At 71.9% G+C, this 4,242-nt stretch carries 5 protein-coding genes; 2 read left to right on the top strand and 3 right to left on the bottom strand.

The genetic code is table 11. From position 1 onward, the window contains the following. Nucleotides 1-993, top strand: a 993-nt coding sequence (locus D1643_RS09980; protein WP_160710477.1) for an ASKHA domain-containing protein, incomplete at its 5' end; no start/stop codon positions are given. Further along, nucleotides 990-1,526: a DUF2284 domain-containing protein gene (locus D1643_RS09975; protein ID WP_160710476.1), complete on the top strand. Its 537-nt coding sequence runs from the start codon at nt 990-992 to the stop codon at nt 1,524-1,526. The genes D1643_RS09980 and D1643_RS09975, both read left to right, overlap by 4 nt. A 340-nt stretch (nt 1,527-1,866) precedes the next feature. Here the strand turns inward: D1643_RS09975 and D1643_RS09970 are convergent, their stop codons facing one another. The 3 genes from D1643_RS09970 to D1643_RS09960 form a co-directional block, all read right to left on the bottom strand. Further along, a complete protein-coding gene (locus D1643_RS09970; protein WP_160710475.1) occupies nt 1,867-2,778 on the bottom strand; it encodes a hypothetical protein in 912 nt (303 codons plus the stop codon). Between the two features lie 142 nt (nt 2,779-2,920). Next, on the bottom strand, nt 2,921-3,106 hold the full coding sequence (locus D1643_RS09965) for a hypothetical protein (RefSeq protein ID WP_160710474.1): 186 nt from the start codon (nt 3,104-3,106) through the stop codon (nt 2,921-2,923). A gap of 4 nt (nt 3,107-3,110) precedes the next feature. Continuing rightward, a complete protein-coding gene (locus D1643_RS09960) occupies nt 3,111-4,118 on the bottom strand; it encodes a uroporphyrinogen decarboxylase family protein (RefSeq protein WP_160710473.1) in 1,008 nt (335 codons plus the stop codon). Nucleotides 4,119-4,242 lie beyond the last annotated feature (124 nt).

Below are 4,242 nucleotides of genomic sequence, written 5' to 3'. Positions count from 1 at the left end.
ACCGACGCCCCGGCGGCGACCCGCGCCGCCATGGCCAACGCCGACTCCACCGAAACCGCCCCCCACGGCACGCACGCCGCCCCCCACGGCGCCTGCGCCGGCGACCCGGCGCCCACCGCCCGCTCCATCCCCGCGCTCGGGCACGCCTATCTGGCGCCGGCCGTGGCGGCCTACGTCGGCGGCGACATCACCGCCGGCCTGCACGCGTCGGGCATGCGCGCGCGACGCGGGCTCCAGCTGTTCGTGGACATCGGCACCAACGGCGAGATGGCCCTCGGCAACGCCGAGCGCGTCGTCTGCTGCGCCACGGCCGCCGGCCCTGCCTTCGAGGGCGCGGGCATCAGCTTTGGCATGCCGGCGCTCCCCGGCGCCATCGAGGCGGTCATCCTGGAGGAAGACCGGCTGCGTGCCCACGTCATCGGCGAGGGCGCGGCACGCGGGCTCTGCGGGTCGGGCCTGCTCGACGCGGTGGCGTGCCTGCTCGACGCCGGTCTCATCGACGAGACGGGTTACCTCCTCGACGCCGATGAGGCCGCCGACGAGGCGCCCGCCGCGCTAGCCGCGCTCATCGGCGAGGAGGACGGCCAGACGGTGTGCTACCTCGACCCCGCGCGGAGCGTGTGGCTCTCGCAGGCCGACGTGCGCCAGACCCAGCTGGCGAAGGCGGCCATCCGCGCCGGCATCGAGGTGCTCATGGCCAGCCTGGGCGTCACGGCCGCAGACGTGGAGGAGCTGGCGCTTGCCGGCGGCTTCGGCACGCACCTGCGCATCGAGAGCGCCGCGCGCATCGGGCTCATCCCGCCCGCGCTGGCCGGCCGCACGACGGCGCTCGGCAACGCGGCGGGCCGCGGGGCCGTCGCGGCGCTCACCGACGAGGGACGCGCCGATCTGGCTGCCATCGCCGCGGTGTGCGAGTACCGCGAGCTCTCCGGAGACGCCGCCTTCAACAATGCCTACATCGAGGCCATGGGATTCGAGGAGGACACCCTATGATCGATCAGCTGCACGCCTTGGCCGAGGCCGCCGGATTCGAGTGCATCGGCCAAGCGCCGGCCACAGCGCTCCAGGTGCGCGCGGAGGTGCGCGACATGTGCGCAGTCGACCGCTGCCAGGCCTATGGGCGCACCTGGACGTGCCCGCCGGCCTGCGGCACCCTCGACGACTTCGCAGCGCGCATCGCCGCGCACGAGCACTGTGTGATCGTGCAGACCGTCGGCACGATGGAGGACGACTTCGACATCGAGGGCATCATGGAGGCCGAGGCGCTCCACAAGCGCCGCTTCGCCGCCTTCGCCGACGCAGCCCGCGCCGCGGCGGGCGCAGCGCCGCTGCTGGCTTTGGGCGCCGGCGCCTGCACGCTTTGCGCGCAGTGCACCTGCCCCGACGAGCCCTGCCGCCAGCCCGAGCGCGCCCTCACGTCCATGGAGGCCGCCGGCCTGCTCGTCTCCGACGTCTGCGCCGCGGCGGGCATCCCCTACAACCACGGCCGCGGGACCATCGCCTTCACGAGCTGCGTCCTCGCCTAGGCGCTGATTGGCAGGGGGCGCCTTTCCTTTTCGCGCCCTCAGACGCAAATTCGCGCGGTTTTGCACCGCTCTCGGCCCCCTGAGGACGAAAAGCGCTCCTTGGGCATCACGCGACCGGGGCTTTTACCGCCCAGAGCAAGTCCTCCGTGCCACAGCGCGACGTTCGGGAATGCAAAACCGTGCGAATTTGCAGAAAGTGGCGGAAATCGCAAGGTGTCGAGGCAACGTCAGGCGCCGGGAAGCGCCTGAGGCCAGCAAACGGGCGCCGAAGTCCCCCTCGGGGGGGGCTGGCAACAGCGAGATGCGACCGGGAGGCAGCAGGTGCGCAGCCGGACAGGCGCTAGCGGCGCTTGCGTCCGCCCGACCTCGTCTCGCCGCGGATGACCATGAGGCCGCCGATAGAGATGGCCGCTATCATGATGATGATCTGCCACATCGGCATGCCCGCCGGGGCCGGCTCCTCGGCATCCTCGCCCACAGGCTCCGTCGGCCCGGAAGCATCCGGCGCGCCCGGGGCGGGCGCCGCGCCCACCTCCCCCGGCTCGAGCCCCTCCTCGACGCGCACGTTGAAGGAGAAGGCGATGCGGTAGTCGGTAAACGAGGGCAGGATGGATATCCCCAGGAGGTTGAGGACGTCCTCACGCAGCTCGTAGTCGAGCGCCACGCGATAGTCGCCCTCGCCGAACGTGCCCACGTCGACCGCCTGGCCGCGCACCGCCGTGCCGCCGAGGAAGTCGAGCGTCACCTCGGGAGCAGCCGGCTCCCCGCCGGCTGGCGCCCGCGACACGATGAGCGCCCCGCGGCCCAGGTTCTGCTCGGGCACGGCGAACTCCGCGTCGCGACCGTTCTCATCTCGGTTGACGGAGAGCGCCGGATCGAGGTTGAGCGCCTCGATGTCCTGGGCGAGCTGGAAGCGCAGCGCCACGCCGCTGCCAGGTGCCACGACGAAGGTAGGCACGCCGTCCGCGCCCTCCTCCACCCGCGCATAGCCGGTTACGGAGAAGCGGCCCAGCTCCCAGTCGAAGTGCGGATCGCCCTTGCGCAGGGCGTCTGTGCCCCTGAACCCGTTGTCGGTGCCGGTGTTGACCGTCTCGCCCAGCACGTAAGAGTCCTCCGCCGGCTCGTCAGCCCACGCCGTGGCCGGCCCCGCCGCCAGCACGCCCGCCAGGGCCGCTGTCGCCAGCGCGCCCATCAAGGCTGCAACCGCCCGCGCCCCTCCGATGATACCGCCTTCCCTGCCGATCATCCCCATGGCACGCTCCCCTCAATCGCTCCGGTCTTCAATCGATCTTAAGCGTTATTCTAATATGATTTAGTCTTAGCAATGGTGAGACAATCAGCCTATTAGGGCCTATAACGACAAGAGGAGCCCGCACGCAGGCGGGCTCCTCAGATCAGGCAGTCGGCGGCTTCGGGCGCCGGCCCAGGCTTCCCGGGGCCGGGCGGATGAAGGCGCCGCACTTAGGGCAGCGGCGACCTCCCTCCGGCACCTCGGTGCGGCAGCACGGGCACAGCGTCACGCCGGGCGCCGTGGTGTCCTTGCCCAGGCACCGCCCACATCCCGAGCACTGGTAGCACACGGGGCTACTTTCCCTCGTAGAACTCGTCCACCGCCGCGAAGAAGGCGTCGATGTTCTCCCAGGGGCTCATCGGCGGCACATCGCAGCCGGTTGAGGGGATGAAGTTGGGGTACTTGGAGCACGACTCCATGAGCGCGAGGGTGGCCTCGCGCACCGACTCCGGCGTGCCGTTGCGGATCTGGCCGGCCGGGTCGACGTTGCCCAGGGCCAGGACGCCCTCCGGGATGCGCGGCATGACGTCGGCCATGTCGACGGCGTTGCCGAAGTGGTAGGCCGCCGCGCCGGCCGAGAGGATCTCCCCCATCTGCGCCACGGCCCCGCCGCCGCAGTTGTGGTACACCACCGCGAAGGAGTCGTCCTGCACGGCGTCCACGATCCGCTTGACGTAGGGGGCGCTGAACTCGCCGCAGAGCTCCGGCGAGAGCAGGCCCGCCAGGGGCTCGGCCATGACCACGCCGTCGGCGCCGGCCTCCTTGAAGGCGGCGGCGTAGGCGCAGATGAACTCGGTGCACTTGTCCAGCACCGCGTGGACGAGCTCGGGCTCCTCATAGAGCAGGACCATGACCTCGGACACGTCCGCCAGGCGCCCGGCCAGCGAGAACGGGCCGATGACGCCGGCGAGCACGGGGCGGTCGGCGATCTTGGGCGCCACCTCGCGGATGGCCTGGACGTAGAGCCCCGTGCGCCCCGCGCCCACCTCGGGCACGGCCAGCCCGGCGGGGTCGGTGTCCTCGTCGACGACGGAGCCCACCACCGTGGGCACCTCGTCGTCGGAGACCACGACGGTCGACCCGAAGGCCTCGGCCTCCACCGACAGGTCCATGAACGACACGCTCGCCGCGGCGTCCACCCGGCCCGCCACGAGCCTCATGGCCTCGGCCTGCAGCTCGGGCGAGGCGATGAGCTCGGCCACCGTGCACCCCATCATCTGCACCGCCGGGAACGACAGCACCGGCAGCGGCTTCTTGCGCTCGGCCGCGATCTGCTCGGCGGCCCACTTCTTCATGTCCATGGGAACATTCCTCCTCGTCAGCTGCGGCCGGGCCCCGGGAGGCGGGGCGGCGCAGCAGGCTCAGCCTGGGGCCCCGGCGCCTCGGCCGGGGCGGGCCCCGCCTCCCGGGGCCCTCCGCGCGGGG

Origin of the sequence: Enterorhabdus sp. P55, from assembly GCF_009911695.1 — a bacterium.
Taxonomy (GTDB): domain Bacteria; phylum Actinomycetota; class Coriobacteriia; order Coriobacteriales; family Eggerthellaceae; genus Enterorhabdus.
This window is presented reverse-complemented; position numbering and strand designations above follow the sequence as displayed.

Excerpts from the sequence above, each read along its gene's own strand:
- D1643_RS09975 (WP_160710476.1), top strand. The coding sequence starts at position 990 with ATGATCGATCAGCTGCACGCCTTGGCCGAGGCCGCCGGATTCGAGTGC.
- D1643_RS09970 (WP_160710475.1), bottom strand. The coding sequence starts at position 2,778 with ATGGGGATGATCGGCAGGGAAGGCGGTATCATCGGAGGGGCGCGGGCG.
- D1643_RS09960 (WP_160710473.1), bottom strand. The coding sequence starts at position 4,118 with ATGGACATGAAGAAGTGGGCCGCCGAGCAGATCGCGGCCGAGCGCAAG.